The sequence below is a fragment of the Streptomyces sp. NPDC086989 genome, assembly GCF_044745505.1.
Classification (GTDB): domain Bacteria; phylum Actinomycetota; class Actinomycetes; order Streptomycetales; family Streptomycetaceae; genus Streptomyces.
Window position 1 is genome coordinate 158,468 of the sequence record NZ_JBIVAL010000008.1, and the last position, 20,184, is coordinate 178,651.

Genomic DNA, 20,184 nt, shown 5'->3' on the forward strand with positions numbered 1-20,184 from the left:
GTACCCCGGCCGACGCACGGAGATCCCGCGGGCGTTTCGCGTGGCGAGGGGACGGACGAGCGCGCGCAAGGTCAAGCAATCCCGCACGCCGCGTCAACTCCGTCGCGCGGGCCGTTGGCATCTTCTACGAGGGAGTTGCGGCAGCGACAGGCCCTCACTCGCGTGACGACCCGGACTGCCGGATGCCCCTACCCAGTACCACACGCCTGGAACGTTTTGAATGGAGGACCATGAGCATGATCCGCAGGCTTGCGACGACCGCCGCGGCGGTCGGTATGGCCGTAACCGCACTCATCGGTACTGCCGGAACCTCATCGGCGGCCGCAGGCCAAAGCTTCCTGTACCGGGGTGAAGCCCTGCACGTCGGGCAGATGATCTATCGGTACTCGCCCCAAGGCTGGCAGATCCAGCTCGTCATGCAGAACGACGGCAACCTGGTCGAGTACCTCCGGTTCGACGACGGCAGTCGCTACGCCTGCTGGGCGACGAACAGCTGGGGTTCCGGGAACAACAACTGGGCGGTCTACCAGACGGACGGCAACTTCGTGGTCTACAACAGCAGCGGCGGCGTTGTCTGGGCCTCGAACACCAAGGGGGGTGCCGGCTCGACCGTCGACATGAACTCCAACGGCGTCCTCTACGTCGGCACCAGGGCCATCAACAACGGCTGCTGACCTCAGAGGGAAGATCCGTCCGCGGGCCGTCGCAAGCCCGCGGACGGATCCGGTGTTCCCGTCCTCCCGGGCGGCTGGGCCGATACATCGGCAGGTGTGTGAATCGGGGAGCGTGTCGCTCGTGTCGTCCGGCCGCCCCGGTCTACGGTGGATTCGAGGTCCAGGCCCGTGCCGACCCGTGTGCTGCCACCGAGCCCAGGAAGTAATCGGCCGTGACCGGACAGAAACCCTCCGATACCCACCGCACGGGCGATCCACGCGAGCCGGAGCACCTGCCCCACCCCGCTGTCCTCGTCGAGAGCCGCTGGCCGATGGCCGCAGCGGTCATCGCCTCCGCGCTGCTGACCCTGCTTCTGCCGGACGACCTGCGTCTCGGGCCACGGTGGGCGATTCCGCTGGCTGAAGGGCTGCTCCTGGTCGCACTGATCTCGGGCGACCCGGTCCGGATCAGCCGACGCTCCACCGTCCTGCGCTCGACGTCGATCGCCTTGGTCGTCGTACTCGTGTGCAGCGCCATCTGGTCGACCTTTCAGCTGATCGACGATCTGATCCACGGCGGGACCGAGACCAACTCCGCCACTGCCCTCCTGTTGGCCGGCGGAAGCGTCTGGGCCTCCACCATCCTCGCGTTCTCCCTCCTGTACTTCGAACTCGACAGCGGCGGGCCGGCCGCCCGCGCACACCACATGCCCGCCACTCCGGCACTCGCCTTTCCCCAGCACCTCAGCCCCGAGCTGAACGCCTCGCACTGGCGACCCCGCTACGTCGACTACCTGTACCTCGGGTTCACCAATTCCACCGCATTCAGCCCCACCGATGTGATGCCGCTCGCCCCGTGGGCCAAGAGCGTCATGACCCTCCAGTCCATCGTGTCGCTGGTCATCCTGGGACTCGTCGTGGCCCGAGCCGTGAACGTCCTCGCCTGAGGGGCCGCTCGGGTCGGCGGTCGGTTCCCTCTCGTGCCACGGAAGCACAGCACCGGTGTGGCTGCCACGGACCACAAGTCCGAGCGTGCCGCAGCGGCACGGAACCGCTCGTGCCCGCAATGATGCTCAGGACGGATCCACCGCCCCGGGCCAGGCACCCGACACCCGCGGGGTTCTGGACGGACCGGACTCCGAGGAGACGATGCACATGCCAGCCGGACCGCCCGCCGAGCCCGCTGGAGCACCGAACGACCCGCTGGCGATCGTCCGCACCCGCGGATACGTGTGGGTGTTGGTGATCTCGGCCCTGCTCGGCGTCCCGATTTCGGCCGCCGCCTTCGGCTTCCTGGCTCTGGTCTCCGAACTCCAGTCGCTGGTCTACAGCGACCTGCCGAAAAGCCTCGGCTTCCAGGACGCTCCCGACTGGTGGGCGATCCCGCTGCTCGCGGTGGCAGGCGTACTGGTCGCCCTGACGGTCCGGTACCTGCCCGGCGGTGGTGGCCACAAGCCGGCCGAAGGCCTCAAGACCGGCGGCACACCCTCGTTCGCCGCCGTGCCGGGGGTGGCGGCCGCCGCGCTCGTCTCGCTCAGTCTGGGTGTCGTCCTCGGCCCGGAGGCCCCGCTGATCGCGCTCGGCGGCGGGCTCGCCGTCGGCGCGGTCAAACTGCTGAAACGCGATGCGGCACCGAGCGCCGTGGCCGTGATCGGCGCGGCCGGCAGCTTCGCGGCCATCAGCGAACTGCTGGGATCCCCCCTGGTCGGAGCCTTCCTGCTGATGGAGGCCACCGGGCTGGGCGGCCCCATGATGGGCGTGGTGCTGGTGCCCGGCCTGCTGGCCGCGGGCGTCGGTTCGCTGATCTTCACCGGTCTCGGCGCCTGGACCGGCCTCGGCACCTACTCGCTGGAGCTGAGCCACGTGCCGACGGCGGGCACGCCCACCCTCGGCGAGTTCGCCTGGGCGATCGTCGCGGGCGTCATCGCCGCACTCCTCGGGGAGGCGATCCGCCGTACCTCGCTCGCGCTGCAGGACCTGGTCGATCGTCACCGGCTGCCGCTCACCGTTCTCATGGGCCTCGCCGTCGGCGTGATCGCACTGCTGTACGCAGCGATCACCAAGCGGCCGGTCACCGGTGTGCTGTTCTCCGGCCAGGACGCGCTCGGCCCGCTGCTGGCGGACAGCGCGGGCTACACAGCGGCCACCCTGATCGTCCTGCTCGTGTGCAAGTCACTGGCCTACTGCGCCTCGATGAGCGCATTCCGCGGCGGCCCGGTCTTCCCCGCCGTGTTCGTGGGAGCGGTCGGCGGCCTCGCGCTCTCCCACCTCCCCGGTATGGGAACCACCGCAGGATTCGCCCTCGGGATCGGCGCGATGACGGTCGCGATGCTGAAACTGCCGATGACGTCCGTGATGCTGGCCAGCCTGCTGCTCGGCACGGACGGTCTGACCGTGATGCCGCTGGTGATCGTCGCTGTGGTGGTCGCCTACGTCGGCACGCTCCGGCTCGCCCGCCTTCCCGCGGAGCCGCCGCCACCCGAAGCCCGCCCACGGCCGGCCGCGCCCGCCGTGTAGCCACCACCGCCGTGCGCACGGCGCCCCCGGGCCCCGGCCGGCGGCCGCACGGAAACCCCCGGGCCCCGGGCGGCGTCTTTCGGGGGCACCGGCGTGGCTGGCTTGACCCGTCGGGTCGGGGGTTGCAGAGTCGGCACGCCGCGCCCCGCGGAGGCCGGCATCCCTGCCCACTCCACCGGGACGCCCGTGCAGAATGCCCGTCCGGGGATCCCGGGTGGCCCTGACCTCCGGGAGCGATCGTGCCGATGGTCGTCGACCTGGTCGTCATCGGCACGGCCATCACCCTTGGACCGCTGCACAACAGTGCCTTCATCCTGCTGCTCGCGTCGCACCGTGGCGTTCGCAAGGGCCTTGCCTTCCTGCTGTCCTGGCTGGCCGACCTGGTCGCGGTGGTCGCCTGTGTGGTGCTGCTGACCGGCGGGTCGCCTCCTTTCCACCACAGCACACCGTCGACCGCCGCAGTCGCCGCCAAGCTGGCGATCGGCGTCGGCCTGGTGCTGTTCGGCGGCTACCGGTTCCGGCGGCCGCCCCGCCCGCACCGGCCGCCGAGCTGGGCCAGCCGTGTCGACCACGCCTCCCTCGGTACCGCCGCCGCACTCGCCTGGCTGCTCCAGCCGTGGGCCCTGGTCGGCGCCGGCGCCGCCACGGTCGTCGAAGCCGACCTCTCCTCCCTCTCCGACTGGCTCGCCCTGACCGGCTACTGTCTGCTGGCCACTCTCAGCCTCCTGGTCATGGAGCTGTACACCGTCTGGGCGCCGACTGCCGCCCAGGCCCGGCTGAGCGCCCTGCGGACCTGGCTCGAGCACCACCAGGACCAGCTGATCGTGACCCTCTCCCTGCTGGCCGGACTCTGGCTGACCGCCAGCAGCGTGTACGCACTCGTCGCCTGATGCGTCGCCTGATGCCCGGCCGGACCGAGCCGGCGGCCCGGGGGCCGGCTCCGCGCGCCGGTCGCGCGGGCGGAGCCGGGATCCGCCGGGGTCCGTCAGGCGAGGCGGTCGGGCAGGGGCGCGAGGGTGAAGTTGTCCCAGATGAAGTTGTCCATCTGGTGCTGGTCACCGCTCAGGTTGACGACGCGGTCCACCTGACCGTCGGCATTGAAGTGCCAGACCAGGGCCCAGGTCGTGTCGACCTTGCCGGTGCCCGTCGTCGTCCAGCCGCGGTGGATGTCCACGACGTAGTCGTCGTTGCTGCCGAAGAAGATCGGCTCGGCCTGGAAGCCGGCCTTGCCGAGCTGGTCGAAGAAGCAGCGGACTTCGGCGACGCCGTGCTTGGTACCGGACAGCGGATGCCGTCCGGGGATCGTCCACTGGATGTCCGGTGCGAGGACGGCACTCATGCCCTCCACGTCACCGGCCGCGTAGGCGGCGAAGAAGTTCTCGACTGCCTCGACCTTGGGATCTTTCGCGTTCATGAACTCACTTCCGGCGTAGGTGCGTTGGGCGACCATCCTCGCAAGATCGACTCGGCGGCCACCAGTGCTTTCTGCATCGTGGGACCTGGGCGGCGGCGCACCCCCACCGTGGCCGGTCGCGCAATCACCGGCTGCTCCGGGCGCGGTTCGCGTTCTGCCATGCGGCGTTGACGGCATCCTGGAGGCGGAGTGTCGTTTCCGGGACCGCGCCGCGAAGGTGCAGCGGTGCGCCGATGTGTACGTGCAGGTCCGGTCGCCGCAGCGGCGCGGTCACGGCTCCGGCGAGTTGTTTGACCGGGCCGCCGGAGCACAGGCGGCGGGCGCCGACCTGGCCGATCGGTACGAGCGGAGCCCCCGTCATGCCGGCCAGCCGCGCCGGGCCGCTGCGGAAGGGCCCGGGCGCGGCCTCGCCCGCGTCGGTGCGTTCGGGCAGCCGGCCTTCGCCGTAGAGCAGGACGCAGCGCCCGGCCGCAAGGGCGGCGGCTGCGACGTCGAGGCATTCGCCGGCGCGGGCGGTGCCGCGCCGGACCGGGATGTGCCCCTCGCGGCGCAGCGCCGCTCCGAGCAGGGGCAGCCGCCACAGGCCGGCGGCGGCCATGACGACCGGCTCGATTCCGTACCGGCGCAGCGCTGCGACCACGACGGCCGGATCGGCGAGCGAGGTGTGGTTGGCCACCAGGATGCTGCCGGCGTCGGGACCCGATGCGGCTTCGGAGGTGACGGTCAGTCTCCCGGCAAGGGGGACGACTGCTGCGGCGAGTCGGCTGAGCATGGACGGCCTCGTTCTTCTGGGGCACTGCGCTGACGCCCTCATCGTCGGCTGCCGCCGAGCGCGGGTCATGAGTTGCCGTACTCACCCCTCCGCGCTGCCGACCCCAGAGCTGGTGGGTAGGACCGGACAGGTCGAGGGCCGCCCTCGCCGACCGTCAAGGTGCGCGCGGCCGTACGAGCACCCGGCCCGCCGGGGGATCCGGGGCAGAGGGCGCCCCTGCCTCCTCGCAGGAGTGAGGCAGGGGCGCGAGACGTTCCCGGCTCTGGTCGAGGGTTACTTGGGCATCAGGACGGTGTCGATGATGTAGACGGCGGCATTGGCGGTTTTCACGTTGCCGCAGACCACGGAGGCGCTGTCGTTGACCTCGTAGGACTCACCGGAGCCGCTCGTGGTGACCTTGCCCTTCTGCAGGGTTTCGAAGGAGCCGTTCTCCAGCTGCTTGGGGCTGAGCCTCTGGCCCACGACGTGATAAGTGAGGATCTTGGTGAGAGTCGCCTTGTCGGCCAGCACCTTGTCGAGGTCCGCCTTCGGAAGCTTCGCGAAGGCGTCGTCGGTGGGCGCGAAGACGGTGATGTCCTGGGCGTTGTTGAGGGTGTCGGCCAGGCCGGCCCGCTTGACGGCCGCGACCAGGGTGGACAGCGCCGGGTTGTTGGACGCGGCAGTGGCCACGGGGTCCTTGGCCATGCCGGCGAAGGAACCGGCCCCTTCCGCGGGGACTCCGGCACAGGCCGGGCCGAACGGCCGGTCCGTGGTCACGGCGCCGTCCGCGGAGGAGCTTGCGCCGGTCTTGGCCTCGTCCCGGGCGGCCGCGGTGGGTCCGGCCCCGGTGTTGCTGCCGGAGTCGGAGCACGCGGCCAGGGAGAAGGGCAGCAGAGCGGCTGCGGCGACGGTGACCGCGGTACGGCGGATCTTCATGCTGTTCATGGTTGTTTGCTCCTTGAGCGTCTGTCGGGTCAGAGGTGTGAAGATGCAGCGGTGGTGCTTCCGGCCCGGCCCTGTGCGGACGGGGCCGGTGGTCTAGGGGACGGTGACGAAGACGCTGTGCCAGCCGCTCGCACCGTCGGGGATGGTGCGGGCGCGCTGCTCGGTCTGCACCTGGCCGGTGCCGTCGGTGGCGCGGACGGTGATGTCGTGGCCGCCGGGTGTGGCCTGCCAGGGCCAGGACCACTGGCGCCAGGTGTCGACGCCTGCGTGGGCGGCGAGGTCGGCGTCGTGCCAGGGCCCGTCGTCGATGCGGACTTCGACGCGTGTGATGCCGCGGCGCTGGGCCCAGGCGACGCCGGCGATGGTGACGGTTCCGGCGGAGGGGCGGGCGAAGGGCCTGGGGGTGTCGATCCGTGCCTGGGTCTTGACCGGCGCCCGGCGGGCCCAGTTCCGCTTCACCCAGTAGGGGTCGTAGGCGTCGAAGGTGGTCAGTTCGATGTCGGTGATCCATTTGCAGGCCGACACGTAGCCGTACAGTCCGGGGACGATCATGCGGACCGGGAAGCCGTGGTCGAACGGCAGGGGTTCGCCGTTCATGCCGACGGCGAGCATCGCGTCCCGTCCGTCCATCACGTCTTCGACCGGAGAGCCGAAGGTCATTGCGTCGACGGAACGCGCCACGAGCTGGTCGGCCCCTCCCCCCTGGGACGGGGGCCGGACCCCCGCTTCCCGCAAGAGGTCGGCCAGCGGGACGCCGAGCCAGCGGGCGGTGCCTGCATAGGGGCCGCCCACCTCGTTGGAGACGCAGGTCAGGGTGATGTCGCGCTCGATCAGCGGGCGGACGAGGAGCTGCTGGAACGTGTACGTGCGGGGACGGGTGACGCCCTTGCCGTGGATGCGCAGACGCCAGGTCGAGGCAACGACCTCGGGCACGTCCAGGGCGGTGTCGACGCGGTAGAAATCGCGGCTGGGGGTGGTGAAGGGGCTGATGCCGGGCACGTTCAACCAGGCGCCGGCCGGGACGGCAGGAGCCGGGGAGGCCGGCTCGGGCAGGACGAGGCCCTCGCGGGACGCGACGGCGCCCTGCCCCTGACGTCCTGAGAGGAAGCAGCCGACCGCACGTGCGGACGCGGCCGCGACGGCACTCACGCCGACCGCGGTCAGGAAGCCGCGCCTGCTCCACCCGCTCGCCCCGGTCTCGCCGCCCTCGGACGCCGGGGCGCCCGAGGGCGCTGCTCCGGAGGCCAGGACGTACAGGGTGAGAGTGCCTGCGACCGCTCCGGCGAGCGAGGGGAGTGCGTCGCCGGTCCCGGTGGAGTCGGGCCGGCTCAGGGCCGCGGCGGCGCCGACGAAGCCCAACAGCAGGACTCCCGCGGCACCGGAGCGGCGGTGGCGCAGGCTGAACATGCCCAGGACGACGGCGATGACCGACAGGAGGACGAGGATCCCGAGCTGCAGGACGGCCTTGTCGTTCTCGCCGAAGTTACGGATCGCGAATTCCTTCACCGCGGCCGGGGTCCGGTCGATCACAGCGCCGCCCACCACCGTCACCGGTCCGGAGGCGGGACGCACCAGACCGGCTACCGGCTCGGCCACGGCAAGCGCCGTGAAGGCGGCCAGAAGCCCGGCCAACGCGCCCTGGGCGGCGCGGGAAAGGGTGTTGCGGAGGCTGCTCACACGGCGGATTCGGCAGCACCGGTCCGGCGGATCGGTGAGGTCCCCCGAAAGAGTGAGCTGCTCGTTCCCCCGAGCATCGGTTTCCCAGAGGGGGAGAGCCGCGTCGGCGACGACGGCTTCGTGAGCGTGCGCCCGCCACCTACATGACGTACCCCGCACTACATGACGTACCCCGCACGGGATCGTCGTGGAGCCGGCCAGGGCGCCCGATACTGCCGTCGACGGATTTCGATCAGGCGGGGCGGTGCGGAACGGAACCGGTGCGCCGCGGCGGCGGCCGGTGGCGCCGCATGCGACCGGTGCAGGGAGGCAATGCGGTGTCGGACGCGGAGCAGTACGGCGATCAGCTCTTCTCCCACGCACACCCCGCCGAGAAGGCCCGCCTGGAGGCGCTGGCGCAGGCTCTGGACCCGGGGACGTTCCACCGGCTGGAACAACTGCCTCTGCCGGAGGACTCGCGGTGTCTGGAGGTCGGGTCAGGACTGGGCACGGTCGGGGAGTGGCTCGTCCGGCGCCTTCCGGCGGGGTACGTGGTCGCCGCGGACCGGGATCCGGCGCACCTGCGAGCAAGGGACGTACCGGGCCTGGAAGTCCGCCGGTTCGACGTGACCGCCGACGACGTCCCCGAGGGGTCCTTCGACCTCATCCACGCCCGCTGGGTGCTGTCCCACCTGCCCGCCCGGCAGAACGTGCTGGAACGGATGGCACGCTGGCTGGCACCGGGTGGCTGGCTGGTCATCGAGGACCTCGTGATGTTCCCGCTGGAGACCTCGCCGGAGCCGCAGTACCGGAAGGTGAGCCTGGCCATGTGCGATGTCGTGGAGCGCCGCATCGGTACGGACTGCCGTTGGGCCCGCACCCTGCCCGAGCTGCTGAGCGCAGCCGGGCTCACCGACGTACACGGTGACACGCGCACCAGCCGGGTCGGCCGCACGCCCATGGGCCGCTTCTGGCGGCTGAGCGCCGAACAGCTCGGCGTCGACCTCCAGCAGGACTTCGGCATCACCCCTGATGAACTCGCCGCATTTTCGGACCGGGTGACCGCCGCGGACTTCACGGCCCCCGGCCTGGCCACCGTCACGGCGATCGGCCGCCGAGCCGGCCGGCGTGAGCGTCCGCACGCCGCACCACGATGACGGGGTTCGGGCTCGTCCGGCCGTCGGCGAGGACCGCAGCCGGCTACCGGGCCAGGCCGGGCGCAACAGCGGCCTCGCCGACCTCGATGCCGCAGGTCTCGGTCTCCGTCTGCTGATGGCCTGAACCGCAGCGCTCCGTGCACAGCACGACGCCCCCGTCCTCCTGTGTCCTGGAGGCGGGGGTGTCGGCGTACCCGGGTTCAGGCACTGTCCAGCTTCAGCTCATGCGCGGTCAGCCGCTCAGAGACGGTCGGGCGCGGTCAGAAGGTGAGCTTGAAGTCGGTGATGGTGCCGGTGTCCGCGGCGCCCTTGTCCTGGACCTTCAGCTTCCAGGTGCCGTTGGCCGCGACGGCCGAGGCGTTGACGGTGTAGGTCTTGTCGAGGTTCGCCGTGGAGTCCGAAGAGGAGTTCTGCAGGCGGAACGCCGTCCCGTTGGGCGCCACGAGGTCGATCTGGAGGTCACCGATGTAGGTGTGGGTGATCTTCACGCCGACCTTGAGGGTGCTCGGCGCGTTGCCGGTGACACCGGTGACGCTGACCGACGAGGTGACCGCGGGGCCGGGGGAGTCCGGGATGGCGACCTGCGTGGTGCTCTCGAAGACGTTGCCCGGGGTGGGGGTGCCACCGTTCGAACGGGCGCCCACGTTGACGGCTGCCCAGGCGTCGGTGACGTTCTTGACCTCGGCGCTGCCGGCACCGTACAGCTCGGTCGCCGCGGCGATCGTGCCGTCGCGGGCGCCCTTGTAGTCGGTGCTGGAGTTGAACTTGGTGGTGAGCGCCTTGTACCAGATCAGCTGCGCCTTGTCCCGGCCGATGCCGGTGACGGGCAGACCGTCGGAGGTCGGCGAGTTGTAGTTGACCCCGTTGATCGTCTTGGCGCCCGAGCCCTCGGAGGCCAGGTAGAACCAGTGGTTGGCCGGGCCCGAGGAGTAGTGCACGTCGAGGTTTCCGACGCCGGAGTACCACGCGTCCGCGGAGCCGCCGTCCTTGCTCGGCTTGTCCATGTAGCGCAGCGGGGTGCCGTCGCCGTTGATGTTGATCTGCTCGCCGATGAGGTAGTTGCCCGGCGCGCTGGGGTTGTTCGCGTAGAACTCGACGGACGTACCCATGATGTCGGAGGTCGCCTCGTTCAGGCCGCCCGACTCGCTGCTGTACTCGAGGCCGGCGGTGGCGGCGGTGACGCCGTGCGTCATCTCGTGCCCGGCGACGTCCAGCGAGGTCAGCGGGTCGTTGTTGCCCGTTCCGTCGCCGTAGGTCATGCAGAAGCAGCTGTCGTCCCAGAACGCGTTGACGTACGCGTTTCCGTAGTGGACCCGGGAGTAGGCGGCGACGCCGTCACCGCGGATGCCGGACCGGCCCAGGACGTTCTTGTAGAAGTCCCAGGTGACGCCGGCGCCGTAGGCGGCGTCGGCGCCCGCCGTGGCGGCGTTGGAGTTGGCCCCGTTGCCCCAGGTGTCGGTGGTCTGGGAGAAGAGCGAGCCGGTGCCGGACGTACCGCGGTTCAGGTTGTACGTCTTGTGGCCGCCGCGGCCCGCGTCGTTCAGCGTGAAGTTCGAACCGGACTTCGAGGTGCCGAGGGTGACCTGACCGCTGTAGTGGGTGTTGCCGACACCGGTCTCGATGCCCTGCCACTGGTGGAGCTTGGCGCCGGTCTTGGCGTCGGTGATGACGTGGAGCTGGTTGGGGGTGCCGTCGTCCTGGAGCCCGCCGATGACGGTCTCGTAGGCGAGGGTGGGCACGCCCTGGGCCATCCACACGACCTTGCGGGGTGCGGCGTCGGCCTTGTCGGCCTTGGAACCGACCGCCTTCGCGGCGTCGAGGGCCTGCGCCGAGGCGGCCGCCGGAGCGTCGGCCGGGGCGGAGGTGGAGACGCCCGCCAGCTGTGCGGTGGAGGCCTTGCTGACGCTCTGCGTCGTGTTGGCCGCCGTACGGCTGACGATCAGGTCGCCGCCGAGGACCGGGAGTCCCTCGTACGTGCGCTCGTACCGGGTGTGGGTGGTACCGTCCTGGTCCTTGACCACATCGTGGACGAGGAGCTTCTCCTGGGAGGTGAGGCCGAGCTCCTTGGCCGTCGCGGCCGTGGTGCTCTGGGCCTTCGCTATGAGCTCGGCGCGCTGGGACGGGGTGAGCTGTACGGGCAGTGCGCCCGGGTTGCGAACGGGCTGGCCCGTGGGGGCGGTTGCGTTCGCGGATGCGTCGGACTGCGCGCTGGCGCTGCCCGCCTGGACACCGACGGTGAGCAGGGCGGCTGCGGCGAGCAGGGCACCGGTGGCGGTGGCGTTACGACGATGCGTGGAATTCACGCTGACTCCTTCTGCCTGTGGGGGGTTTCCGGGCGGCTGGGATGAGGCCGGCCGGGCAGAGCGCGGCGGAGCTGGTTCGCGCTGGGGATGGGGAGAGAGTGCCAGCGATCCCGATCTTTGTCAGGAGCGCGTCATGAATCAGCCGAACGGAGTCCGGATTTCGCCGTTGGGTGTTCGCTGACCGGACACTCCGGGTGGGCGCTCGGCCGCCCCGGATGCACCCGAAAGCGCTGACCTGCGCAAGGACTTGTACCGGCGGAGGTGCGCAGCCGCTGCGGGCGTTCGCCGGTGGCCGGTGGCCGGTGGCCGGTGGGCCGTCTGGTGGGGGCCGCCGTGGAGGCGGCGTAGTGCGCATTCAGGTAAAGCGTTCGGCATCAAGCGTCAAATACCCTTGTCCTGCACATGACTTGCCGGGTGGGATCACGGAAGCCGCTCCGCGCGGCAGCCACCCCCCCAGGGAGTCTGCAATGCATCCAGTTCGTCGTACGTGGCCGCGTTCCGCAGCCGCCACGGCCGCCGCCTTCGGCCTCGCGCTCACCGCGATGGCGGCCGTCCCACTGACCGGTACCGCGACCGCCTCCGCGCCGCACACCACAGCGGTCCCGCACACCGTGGCCCGTCCGGCCGTCGCGGGACACCAGCTGATCCGTTCCGTGGGTAGCCCGCTCTCCATCGAGGAGTGCCGGACCAAGTGGAAGATCGCCTGCTACACCCCGCTTCAGTACCGCGAGGCGTACCACCTGAACCCCCTGTACAAGGCGGGCATCACCGGCAAGGGCCGCACGATCGTCATCGTGGACTCCTTCGGCTCACCGACCGTCCAGCACGACCTCGACGTCTACAGCAAGCAGTTCGGGATACCCAGCACCAAGGTCGAGGTGGTCAAGTGGGGCAACGTCCCCGCGTGGGACCCGAAGAACGCCGACATGCTGGGCTGGGCCGGCGAGACGACCCTGGACGTGGAGATGGCGCACGCGGTGGCGCCGGACGCGAAGATCGTCCTGGTGGAGACGGCGGTCGCGGAGACCGAAGGGACCACCGGTCTGCCGGAGATGATGGACGCCGAGAAGTACCTGATCGACCGGGGCATCGGCGACGTGATCACGCAGAGCTTCGGTGCGACCGAGGACACCTTCCCCGGTTTCGAAAAGGGTGACTTCTCCAGCATCAAGAACCTGCGCTACGCCTTCGAGGCCGCCGCGCGCAACCACGTCACCGTGCTCGCCTCCTCCGGCGACGGCGGAGCCACCGACTACAACGCCGGCGGCAGCGCCCTCTACGACCACCCGGTCAACTCCTGGCCCTCCTCGGATCCGCTGGTGACCTCCATCGGCGGCACCCAGCTGCACCTGAACGACGCGGGCGGGCGGACCGCCCCCGAGAGCGTCTACAACGACAACGGCGCGGGTGGCGGTGGCCAGTCGCACGTGTTCAAGCGTCCGGCCTTCCAGAACGGGGTCAAGGGCATCGTCGGCGCGCAGCGCGGCACCCCGGACATCTCGATGGCCGCCGCGGTCGACGGCGGCGCGTGGATCTACACCAGCTACGACCCGGCGTCCGCCGGCTGGGACGTCTCCGGCGGCACCAGCGAGTCCAGCCCGCTGTTCTCCGGCATCGTGGCCCTGGCCGATCAGGTTGCGGGCAAGCGCCTGGGGAACATCAACGAGGCGCTGTACTGCCTGTACGGGCGCTCCGCCCATGACCCTTCCACCGGCCTCGTCGACGTCAACGACGGCACCAACAACAGCTACGCGGGCGTCACGGGCTACACGGCGGTGAACGGCTACGACATGGCCACCGGCGTCGGCACCCTGGACGCGGCCCGCTTCGTACCCGCCCTCGCCCGCGAAGGACGGCACGGCTGACCGTTCCCACCGGACACCATCCTCCGGGCGGCACGCGAAGCCGGCCGGCAGGAAGCCCCAGGCTGCCGGCCTGGGGCTTCGTCCGAGTCGGACGGGGTTGCGGCGCTTAGAGCCTAGCGGCCGCGGCCCCTCTGGATCTCGAAGTGGTCGATCCGCTGGCCCGTCTCGGCCAGTGCGCTGACCTTCAGTTTCGGGGAGCGGCCCGTCTCGACCTCGACCGCGAGGAAGGAGTAGTTGGTGTACCGCACCCGCGACCACTCGACGGTCTCGGCCGCTTTCGACCCGCCCTTGACCCACCGGTAGGACTCGACGCCGTCGCGGTCCGCGACGTGGCCCTCGTACGAGTCCGGCACCGGAAAGCTGTACAGCGAGCGCCCCGCCGCGCCCGCCGTGACGTACACGATGCCGTCCTGCGTGGGGTCGGTGCGCTCGCCGATGGGGACCTTCCGGCCGACCTTGTTGCCCTTGATCGCGTCGGTCCGTTCGTACACGTGGTTGTGGCCGTTGATGACCAGGTCCACCTGGTGCTTCTCGAACAGCGGTACCCAAACGTCGCGCACCCCGCCCTCCGAGGCGTGTGCGCTGGTGGTGGAGAACGCGCAGTGGTGGAAGAAGACCACGATGAAGTCCACGTCGCGGTGGTGGCGCAGTTCGCCCAGCCGCCGGTCCAGCCAAGCGGTCTGCTTTCCGCCGCTGATCCCGAAGTTGGCGGGGATCTCGTACGAGACGTCGTTCGCGTCGAGTGCCACGACACCGACGTTGCCGTGTACGAACGAGTACACGCCGGGCTGGTTGACCGGGTCCGGTCCGTTGTCGGGCAGGGACCAGCGGGCGTTCTGGCCGCCGTAGCCCTGGGGCGAGTACCAGGCCTCCATGTCGTGGTTGCCGGTCGTCACCATCCACGGCACGGTCTTGGCCACCGTCTCCGTCTGGGCCAGGAACTGGTCCCAGGCCCGCGCGTCGTAGGTGTCGCCGGCGGTGCCCGAACCGGAGGAGTCGGCGTAGCAGATGTCGCCCGCGTGCAGGTGGAAGGCCGGGTTCTGGGCCAGCAGCACCGCGTCGTTGCCGAGCGCGTGGTAGCTCACGCCCTGGTCTCCGAAGGCGGTGAAGGTGAAGTTCTCGGCGCGCGAGGGGGCGGTGGTGAAGGTGCCGAGCGTCCCCAGGTTGCGGTGGTCCGCAGGGTCGAAGCCGTCGTGCCCGACCCCGTAGTAGTACGTCTGCCCGGGCCTCAGCCGGTCCAGGCCCACGTGCAGGTAGAACTGCTCCGCCGCGGCGATCTTGCCGCCGTTCAGGACCGGGGTGCTCAGATGCCGGACCTCGGCGTCCATCTTCACGCTCAGCGCCCAGGGGCTGGTGCCCACGCGCAGGTACGGCCTCTTCACCGCGAACGGCACCTGCCAGGACACCCGCATCTGCGTCTTCGGATCGGCGCCGTACTGCAAGTGCCGGGCGAACGGTGCGGCCAGCGCGCCGTCGACACCGCGCCGCTCGGTGGAGGTCAGCACGGCCGGAGCCGCGTACGCGGGCGAGGCCGCGCCGACGCCCAGGCCGACGCCGGCGCCGGCGACGGCCGCGGTCACCGCACCCGCACGCAGGGCGCCGCGCCGGGTGAACTTCGCGCGCAGGTACTCGTGCTGCTCAGCCATGCTCATCCGGGAGGCGAGCTGCTGGGGGATACCGAAATCGGGAAGGTCCATGGCTGCAAACCTCATCGTCCGAGGCGACGCGGAGTTCGCCGGGAGGTGAACGGACGGGGTCCGAACCCCCATGAGAATCCCCGGAATCACCCATCTTCGTGCCACCCGCACCATGCCGGGCCGTCATCGGGCCGTCGGTATCCGCCGGTCCCCACCGCCGGCTCGACCTGGAGAATGCCACGGTATGAACTCTCAGTCACCGTGGGGCCCTTCGGACAGGCTGCTCCGCGCCGTGCGGGGGTATCCGCGCCGTGCGCCGCTGACCCTCGCCTACGTATGCCTGCTCCTGGTCGGCCACGCGTGGGTCGGCTACGGGCTGTCCGCCGATCGGGCGGCCACCGTGTTGGGCCACCTCAGCACCAACCTGGACAACCTGCAAGATCATCCCCTGTCCGCGCTGCTCGGCAGCGCGCTGTTCTTCGACGGGACGCTCACGGATGTCACCTCGGCAGGCTTCGTGGGCACCTCGATCACCTTCGGCCTCGGCGTCTGCTGCTTCCTGGCCTGGGTGGAGGACCGGTGGGGAAAGCGGCGCGCCGTGGCCGTGTTCCTCGGCGGGCATGTCGCGGCCACCCTGCTCACCGCTCTCGTCATCGCCTTCGCGGTGCAGCACGACTGGTATCCGGCGGCCGTGCGGCACGCCCTGGACTACGGGGTCAGTTACGGAGCCCAGACCGTGCTGGCGATCGGCACTCTGGCCCTTCCGCGCCGTGGCCGGCTCCCTTGGGCCGTCTTCGTCCTCGCATGGCCTCTCGGCGGTGCCGAATGGAACGGGCCATTGCCGGACTTCACGTCGATCGGGCACCTCGTGGCGGCTGCCCTCGGCTTCGGTCTGTCGGGCGTGCCGGCTTTCAGGCGGCAACGGGCCCGCGCGACCGCGCCGTCCACAGCTGGGAGTGACTCCGAACCACACCGGGACTCTGTTCCGGAATCGGCCACACCGGTGGCAGCCGGAGTGGAGGCACCCCCCGCGGTCTGAACCCCATCGCCGGCCCCGGACGGCCCCCCGCCGGCCCCGAGGGGCCGCCCGGCGGGTCGTGCGGCCGCAGCCCCGGAGGCCGTGGTGGGCAAGGCGCGGAGGCTGTGGCGGGAAACCGGGGTCAGTGCGCGTGGTGCCGGACGTCCCGCTGACGGGGTACCCGGGTCGACCGGGGAGCGCCCTCGCGGCGGTGGCCGGCGCGCGCCCTGCGGCCCGGGAAGGGGTTGCGTCGAACGGTGGCGCTAGGAGCCACGATCAGAAGACCGACGAGGACGAGGGCCGCGACGAGGATGAGGACGGCAACGAGGTTCATGTTCCTGCCTTTCGTCGGGTATTGACTGGTTGTCACTACTTCTTGTTACCGAATCCCGGGCGCTTAAACACGGAGGGTGACGGCGTGGGTGTGTCGGCGTCGACGCGGCGCATAACGTCCGGGACGACGAAGACGATCAAGGCGCTCGCTCCGGAACCCGGGCGCAGCGAAACCGCGGCCGTGCGCCGGTACGACGCGGACGCACGGTACGGGGCCGAGGCGGTGCTGGCCGAACTCGACTCGGCCCGCCCCGCGGACCAGCCCGCCGGCATGCGCGTACGCCACCACGCCGGTGAGGACGTCGTCGAGGCGCTCGCCGACCCCGACCGGGCGGTCGTCAACCGGGCCGGGACAAGGAGCTGCGTGCGGTGATCCGGCCCACGGCCGTGCTCACCGCCGCGGGCCTCGCGCCGAAACCGCCCCGCCCCCTCTCCTGCGGAGAGGCTCACCGGCAGGGGGACGGCACGGACGACGTGACCGGCCCCGGGGTTACCGCTTCGGCGGCCGCGACCCTTGGGAAAGGAGACCGTTCTCTGACGGATCGTGATTGCGGCGGCTCCACCCGTTATGGGAAGACCGCCACCTCCTGCGAGGCAGCGGTCACATGCGCATCACTCTCGCTCCGGGCGATCGGCCGGGCCCCGGCCCGCACGCGTCGTACGACGACCGCGAGGACCGGGGCCCGCCCCGTCACCCGGATCCGGGTCACCCGGACCCCCGAGTCACCCGGATCCCGGATTCAGCAGACCGGGTTCTTCAGGGCGCTCCAGGTCTTGGGACCGACGATGCCGTCGACCGGCATGTTGCACATGTCCTTCACCCGGCGCTGGAACTCGCGCACGGCGCGGTCGGTGTCGGGGCCGAAGTCGCCGTCGACGCCGGAGGAGCCGATGTTCACGTTCCAGGTCTTGAGCAGACACTGGGCCTGCCGGACCGCGGCGCCCTTGGAGCCCCTGCTGATGGTGGGCTGCGAGTCGGTGTAGTTGCAGCCGCGCGAACCGGTCACCGACGTACCGGAGTTCGTGGCCGCCACGGCCGACGGGGCCAGGGCGACACCGGTGCACAGGGCAGTGGAGGCGACGAGGAGCGCGAGACGCTTGCTGACGAGCATGGCTGTGTTCCGTCCTTCGGTCGGCGCGGGCCGTTTCCCCCGTGGGTGTCCCCGAGTGGACCCGCAGTCCTGGTGTGCGGGACCGGTGGTCGGCCGGTCCCGTGCTGCCGAGGCATGAAGCTACGGGCCGGGGCCCGGGCCCGTCGTCCCGTGCCGGGTGGACCTTCGCGTCAACCTCCGGCACAAGGGCCGCGCCTTTCCCAACTCATGGTGGAGTACGGGAGTGGGAGGCCGGTTCGCGCCGTCCGGGCTAGGCTGCGGCGATGCGGATCCGCCCCTCCTCCATGGACGCGCTGACAGCCCTCGCTCAGACGGGTGTGGCCGTGCTTCTGGGCCGGGAGGCGGTCGCCCAGGGCTGGCCTCCCCTGGATCTCGCCGCGTACCTGCTCGTCGGGCTGGTGACGGTGCCGGTGGCCGTGCGGACGAAGGCACCCGTAGCGGTCTGCCTGTTCACGCAGCTGATGTGGGTCGTGTACGTCACCGCCGGGTACTGGCCGGTGGTCACCTGCTTCGGTCCCATGCTCGCGGTGTACACGGTGGCCGCGCTCTGCCCGGTCCGCACCTCGGCGGTCTGCGCCGCGCTGATGGGGGCGGTGTGGATCTACGCGGGCCTGCTGGGCAACGGCCCCGCCGGCGGTTCCATGGCGACCGTGCTCGCGCAGGCCGTGGTGTTCCCGGCCGTGTTGTGGCGGTTCGGGCTGGTGGCCCGCAGGTCGGCCGAACTGGCTCGCCAGCTACGGCGCGAGCGCGACGAACGGGCCCGCCGCGACGTCGCCGAGGAACGTGCGCGCATCGCACGGGAGCTGCACGACATCGTGGCCCACCACATGTGCGTGATCTCGGTCCAGGCGGGCCTGGCCGGGTACGTGTTCGACTCCGCGCCCTGCACGGCCAAGGCGGCCCTGTCCACCATCGAGGACACCAGTGCCGAGGCGCTGGACGAACTCCGCCGCATGCTCAGCCTGTTGCGGGACACCGACCGGGAGCAACCGGACGGCGGGGCCGATCCTGAGACCCCGGGCCGGGACGCTCCGATGCCGGGCCTGTCACGGCTGGGGGAGATGGCCGAACGGGTCCGGGCCGCCGGCGTGCCGGTGAGCCTGCGGATCACGGGCGATGCGCGTGCCTTGGCCCCCGGCGTGGAGCTGTGTGCGTACCGGGTGACGCAGGAGGCGCTGACCAACGTCCTCAGGCACGCCCCGGGCGCCAGCGTGACCGTGGCCCTCGACTACCAGCCCACGTACCTCTCGGTGACCGTGACGGACGACGGCGCGGGCGGGGGCCCCGTTCCGGCCAAGTTGGCACAGGGGAGCGGGAACGGGTTGATGGGCATGCGTGAGCGGGCCAAGCTTTACGGAGGAACGATCAGCACCGGGCCACGCAGCGAAGGGGGCTATGCCGTGTGCCTTACGCTGCCGACCTCGGCCCGGACCGTACTGCCACGGGGGGACGGTCGCCCGGCATGACGGGATCCGGATGCCTGAGGGTGCTCGTGGCCGACGACCAGTTCCTCATCCGGGCCGGGCTCGTGGGCCTGCTGGAGGTTGCGGAGGGCTTCGAGGTGGTCGGCGAGGCCACGGACGGCGCCGAGGCGGTCGAGCTCGCCGCCCGTACCCGCCCCGACGTCATCCTGATGGACATCCGGATGCCGCGCATGGACGGGATCGCCGCCACGGAGCAGATCCTCGCGCGGACCCCGCCCCCGGCGCCCCGCGTGCTGATCCTGACCACCTTCGACCTGGACGAGTACGTGTACGGGGCGCTGAAGGCAGGGGCCTCCGGCTTCCTGCTGAAGGACTCGGGCCCCAAACGGCTGCTGGCCGCCATCACCGCCGTGGGCAGCGGGGACGCGCTTTTCGCGCCGACGGTGACCCGGCGGCTCGTGGAGGCCTTCGCCACCCGCGCGGGCGGTGAAGGGGCCTGCGACGCCGCCAGGGCCGGGGCGGCCGGACTGGACGCGCTGACGAGCCGGGAGATCGAGGTGCTGGAGCTGGTCGGGCAGGGCCTTGCCAACGCCGAGATCGCCTGGCGGCTGTTCATCACCGAGGGCACGGTCAAGAGCCACCTCAGCCGGACGATGACGAAGCTGGGCCTGGAGAGCCGGGCCCAGGCGGTGGTGACGGCGTACGAGAGCGGGCTGGTGGTTCCCGGCCGGAACGCCTGAAGGTCTCCTGTTGTGGCTGGACGATGCCGTCGTGCGGTTGGCTGGTGGACATGCTCCCCGGCGGTCCTCTTCACGGTGGGCCTCTTCACGGTGGGCGACTGACACGGCTGCGGCCTTGCCGAAGGCACCCGATCGCCCCGGCTCGGTAGCATGCCAAGCGTGGCCATCAGACTTGAGAACGTCGGCATCGCCGTTCGCGATCTCGAAGCAGCGATCTCCTTCTTCACCGACCTCGGCCTCACGGTCATCGGCCGTGACACGGTCAGTGGGGAGTGGACCGACACCGCCGTAGGCCTTGACGGCAATCACGCGAACATCGCGATGCTCCAGACGCCGGACGGCCATGGCCGCCTTGAGCTCTTCGAGTACATCCACCCCGAAGCGATCGAGTCGGAGCCCACTCGTCCCCACGAGATCGGCATGCATCGCGTCGCCTTCTCGGTGGACGACATCGACGAAGCCCTGGCGACAGCCGCAAGGCACGGATGTCATCCGCTTCGCGGTGTGGCGACCTATGAGGACGCCTACAAGCTCACGTACGTCCGTGGTCCCAGCGGCATCCTCGTGATGCTCGCGGAGGAGCTGAAGAAGAAGTGACGGCCGATCGGGTGGGGACGGTGTGAACGGGGGTGCAAGGGTCCGCGGACTCGATCCGTGGA

General features: G+C 70.8%; 20 protein-coding genes. 11 read left to right on the forward strand and 9 right to left on the reverse strand.

What is annotated here, in order from left to right; genetic code table 11:
* Window positions 1–236: 236 nt before the first annotated feature.
* The 4 genes from ACIPK4_RS20950 to ACIPK4_RS20965 all read left to right on the forward strand — a co-directional run bounded on the left by ACIPK4_RS20950 (window position 237) and on the right by ACIPK4_RS20965 (window position 4,060).
* Window positions 237–674: a hypothetical protein gene (locus ACIPK4_RS20950; RefSeq protein ID WP_159044582.1), complete on the forward strand. Its 438-nt coding sequence runs from the start codon at window positions 237–239 to the stop codon at window positions 672–674.
* Between the two features lie 212 nt (window positions 675–886).
* The gene (locus ACIPK4_RS20955; protein ID WP_402314694.1) at window positions 887–1,600 is read left to right on the forward strand and encodes a hypothetical protein; all 714 of its coding nucleotides are present in this window, start codon (window positions 887–889) and stop codon (window positions 1,598–1,600) included.
* Window positions 1,601–1,808: 208 nt separating this feature from the next.
* Window positions 1,809–3,170: a chloride channel protein gene (locus ACIPK4_RS20960; RefSeq protein ID WP_402314696.1), complete on the forward strand. Its 1,362-nt coding sequence runs from the start codon at window positions 1,809–1,811 to the stop codon at window positions 3,168–3,170.
* A gap of 245 nt (window positions 3,171–3,415) precedes the next feature.
* Window positions 3,416–4,060 (forward strand): GAP family protein, encoded by a 645-nt coding sequence (locus ACIPK4_RS20965; RefSeq protein ID WP_402315191.1) that lies wholly within the window; start codon window positions 3,416–3,418, stop codon window positions 4,058–4,060.
* A 95-nt stretch (window positions 4,061–4,155) separates the two neighbouring features.
* Here ACIPK4_RS20965 and ACIPK4_RS20970 read toward each other — a convergent pair whose 3' ends face one another.
* The 4 genes from ACIPK4_RS20970 to ACIPK4_RS20985 form a co-directional block, all read right to left on the reverse strand.
* Entirely contained in the window at window positions 4,156–4,584 is a 429-nt protein-coding gene (locus ACIPK4_RS20970) for a nuclear transport factor 2 family protein (protein ID WP_402314698.1), read from the reverse strand.
* 124 nt (window positions 4,585–4,708) lie between these two features.
* Entirely contained in the window at window positions 4,709–5,356 is a 648-nt protein-coding gene (locus tag ACIPK4_RS20975; RefSeq protein ID WP_402314700.1) for a lysophospholipid acyltransferase family protein, read from the reverse strand.
* 273 nt (window positions 5,357–5,629) lie between these two features.
* Window positions 5,630–6,280, reverse strand: coding sequence for a fasciclin domain-containing protein (locus tag ACIPK4_RS20980; RefSeq protein WP_402314702.1), 651 nt, complete (start codon window positions 6,278–6,280; stop codon window positions 5,630–5,632).
* 93 nt (window positions 6,281–6,373) lie between these two features.
* Window positions 6,374–7,966 (reverse strand): molybdopterin-dependent oxidoreductase, encoded by a 1,593-nt coding sequence (locus ACIPK4_RS20985; protein ID WP_402315193.1) that lies wholly within the window; start codon window positions 7,964–7,966, stop codon window positions 6,374–6,376.
* Window positions 7,967–8,274: 308 nt separating this feature from the next.
* On the opposite strand from ACIPK4_RS20985, the gene ACIPK4_RS20990 reads away from it, so the two are divergent.
* Entirely contained in the window at window positions 8,275–9,093 is an 819-nt protein-coding gene (locus tag ACIPK4_RS20990) for a methyltransferase domain-containing protein (protein ID WP_402314704.1), read from the forward strand.
* A 43-nt stretch (window positions 9,094–9,136) separates the two neighbouring features.
* Here ACIPK4_RS20990 and ACIPK4_RS20995 read toward each other — a convergent pair whose 3' ends face one another.
* Complete coding sequence (locus tag ACIPK4_RS20995; protein WP_402314706.1) at window positions 9,137–9,301, reverse strand: hypothetical protein; 165 nt, start codon at window positions 9,299–9,301, stop codon at window positions 9,137–9,139.
* Between the two features lie 52 nt (window positions 9,302–9,353).
* Window positions 9,354–11,396, reverse strand: coding sequence for a M4 family metallopeptidase (locus ACIPK4_RS21000; RefSeq protein ID WP_376191741.1), 2,043 nt, complete (start codon window positions 11,394–11,396; stop codon window positions 9,354–9,356).
* Between the two features lie 467 nt (window positions 11,397–11,863).
* Here ACIPK4_RS21000 and ACIPK4_RS21005 point away from each other — a divergent pair, with 467 nt between their 5' ends.
* Window positions 11,864–13,261, forward strand: coding sequence for a S8 family serine peptidase (locus ACIPK4_RS21005; protein WP_402314708.1), 1,398 nt, complete (start codon window positions 11,864–11,866; stop codon window positions 13,259–13,261).
* A 113-nt stretch (window positions 13,262–13,374) separates the two neighbouring features.
* On the opposite strand, the gene ACIPK4_RS21010 is transcribed toward ACIPK4_RS21005, so the two are convergent.
* Complete coding sequence (locus ACIPK4_RS21010; protein ID WP_402314710.1) at window positions 13,375–14,958, reverse strand: purple acid phosphatase family protein; 1,584 nt, start codon at window positions 14,956–14,958, stop codon at window positions 13,375–13,377.
* Window positions 14,959–15,142: 184 nt separating this feature from the next.
* Between ACIPK4_RS21010 and ACIPK4_RS21015 the strand changes: the two genes are divergently transcribed.
* Window positions 15,143–15,937 carry a rhomboid-like protein gene (locus ACIPK4_RS21015; RefSeq protein WP_402314711.1) on the forward strand — a complete coding sequence of 265 codons (795 nt, stop codon included), beginning with the start codon at window positions 15,143–15,145 and terminating at the stop codon, window positions 15,935–15,937.
* Between the two features lie 121 nt (window positions 15,938–16,058).
* On the opposite strand, the gene ACIPK4_RS21020 is transcribed toward ACIPK4_RS21015, so the two are convergent.
* The gene (locus ACIPK4_RS21020) at window positions 16,059–16,250 is read right to left on the reverse strand and encodes a hypothetical protein (RefSeq protein ID WP_402314713.1); all 192 of its coding nucleotides are present in this window, start codon (window positions 16,248–16,250) and stop codon (window positions 16,059–16,061) included.
* A gap of 90 nt (window positions 16,251–16,340) precedes the next feature.
* Between ACIPK4_RS21020 and ACIPK4_RS21025 the strand changes: the two genes are divergently transcribed.
* Entirely contained in the window at window positions 16,341–16,622 is a 282-nt protein-coding gene (locus tag ACIPK4_RS21025; protein WP_402314715.1) for a hypothetical protein, read from the forward strand.
* A 367-nt stretch (window positions 16,623–16,989) separates the two neighbouring features.
* Here the strand turns inward: ACIPK4_RS21025 and ACIPK4_RS21030 are convergent, their stop codons facing one another.
* Complete coding sequence (locus ACIPK4_RS21030; protein WP_402314717.1) at window positions 16,990–17,361, reverse strand: peptidoglycan-binding protein; 372 nt, start codon at window positions 17,359–17,361, stop codon at window positions 16,990–16,992.
* Between the two features lie 263 nt (window positions 17,362–17,624).
* Here ACIPK4_RS21030 and ACIPK4_RS21035 point away from each other — a divergent pair, with 263 nt between their 5' ends.
* From ACIPK4_RS21035 to ACIPK4_RS21045, 3 genes are all read left to right on the forward strand, one after another.
* The gene (locus ACIPK4_RS21035; RefSeq protein ID WP_402314719.1) at window positions 17,625–18,827 is read left to right on the forward strand and encodes a sensor histidine kinase; all 1,203 of its coding nucleotides are present in this window, start codon (window positions 17,625–17,627) and stop codon (window positions 18,825–18,827) included.
* On the forward strand, window positions 18,824–19,525 hold the full coding sequence (locus tag ACIPK4_RS21040) for a response regulator (protein ID WP_402314721.1): 702 nt from the start codon (window positions 18,824–18,826) through the stop codon (window positions 19,523–19,525). Before ACIPK4_RS21035 ends, ACIPK4_RS21040 begins: the two co-directional genes overlap by 4 nt.
* Window positions 19,526–19,675: 150 nt before the next feature.
* Window positions 19,676–20,122 (forward strand): VOC family protein, encoded by a 447-nt coding sequence (locus ACIPK4_RS21045; RefSeq protein ID WP_402314723.1) that lies wholly within the window; start codon window positions 19,676–19,678, stop codon window positions 20,120–20,122.
* Window positions 20,123–20,184 lie beyond the last annotated feature (62 nt).

Bases quoted from the DNA above. Each gene is read 5' to 3' on its own strand.
- ACIPK4_RS21040 (WP_402314721.1), top strand. From the start codon at position 18,824: ATGACGGGATCCGGATGCCTGAGGGTGCTCGTGGCCGACGACCAGTTC.
- ACIPK4_RS20980 (WP_402314702.1), bottom strand. From the start codon at position 6,280: ATGAACAGCATGAAGATCCGCCGTACCGCGGTCACCGTCGCCGCAGCC.
- ACIPK4_RS21020 (WP_402314713.1), bottom strand. From the start codon at position 16,250: ATGAACCTCGTTGCCGTCCTCATCCTCGTCGCGGCCCTCGTCCTCGTC.
- ACIPK4_RS20950 (WP_159044582.1), top strand. From the start codon at position 237: ATGATCCGCAGGCTTGCGACGACCGCCGCGGCGGTCGGTATGGCCGTA.
- ACIPK4_RS21010 (WP_402314710.1), bottom strand. From the start codon at position 14,958: ATGGACCTTCCCGATTTCGGTATCCCCCAGCAGCTCGCCTCCCGGATG.
- ACIPK4_RS21030 (WP_402314717.1), bottom strand. From the start codon at position 17,361: ATGCTCGTCAGCAAGCGTCTCGCGCTCCTCGTCGCCTCCACTGCCCTG.
- ACIPK4_RS20960 (WP_402314696.1), top strand. From the start codon at position 1,809: ATGCCAGCCGGACCGCCCGCCGAGCCCGCTGGAGCACCGAACGACCCG.
- ACIPK4_RS20970 (WP_402314698.1), bottom strand. From the start codon at position 4,584: ATGAACGCGAAAGATCCCAAGGTCGAGGCAGTCGAGAACTTCTTCGCC.
- ACIPK4_RS21035 (WP_402314719.1), top strand. From the start codon at position 17,625: ATGCGGATCCGCCCCTCCTCCATGGACGCGCTGACAGCCCTCGCTCAG.
- ACIPK4_RS20975 (WP_402314700.1), bottom strand. From the start codon at position 5,356: ATGCTCAGCCGACTCGCCGCAGCAGTCGTCCCCCTTGCCGGGAGACTG.
- ACIPK4_RS21015 (WP_402314711.1), top strand. From the start codon at position 15,143: ATGAACTCTCAGTCACCGTGGGGCCCTTCGGACAGGCTGCTCCGCGCC.
- ACIPK4_RS21005 (WP_402314708.1), top strand. From the start codon at position 11,864: ATGCATCCAGTTCGTCGTACGTGGCCGCGTTCCGCAGCCGCCACGGCC.
- ACIPK4_RS21045 (WP_402314723.1), top strand. From the start codon at position 19,676: ATGCCAAGCGTGGCCATCAGACTTGAGAACGTCGGCATCGCCGTTCGC.
- ACIPK4_RS20965 (WP_402315191.1), top strand. From the start codon at position 3,416: ATGGTCGTCGACCTGGTCGTCATCGGCACGGCCATCACCCTTGGACCG.